Source organism: Limosilactobacillus sp. DJ3M12, assembly GCF_947381695.1.
GTDB lineage: Bacteria > Bacillota > Bacilli > Lactobacillales > Lactobacillaceae > Limosilactobacillus > Limosilactobacillus kinnaridis.
Map to the genome: position 1 here is coordinate 1 of NZ_CANCWY010000079.1, position 241 is coordinate 241.

A 241-nucleotide genomic window follows, 5' to 3' on the forward strand; every position below is an offset into this window, starting at 1 on the left:
AATTCAAAGGAGGTGACGTACCATGAAGCAAACAGCGGAAGAACAAATCAAAGAACTTAAACAACAATTAGCTATGGTCAATGAAAAGATTGCTCAATTAATAGCTATTATCAAACTTCAAAAGAACCAAATATTTGGGAAAAAGACTGAAGTAATGGAGCCCGTCGTTGATGGACAACAATCCTTATTTAGTGAGCAAGAAATGGATCAACTTCAAGATCCTGATATTTCAGTCACGGAA

At 35.7% G+C, this 241-nt stretch carries 1 pseudogene; it reads left to right on the top strand.

The window, feature by feature from the left end:
* Window positions 1-22 precede the first annotated feature (22 nt).
* Window positions 23-241: pseudogene (locus QOS06_RS10800) on the top strand (IS66 family transposase); the annotation flags it as partial.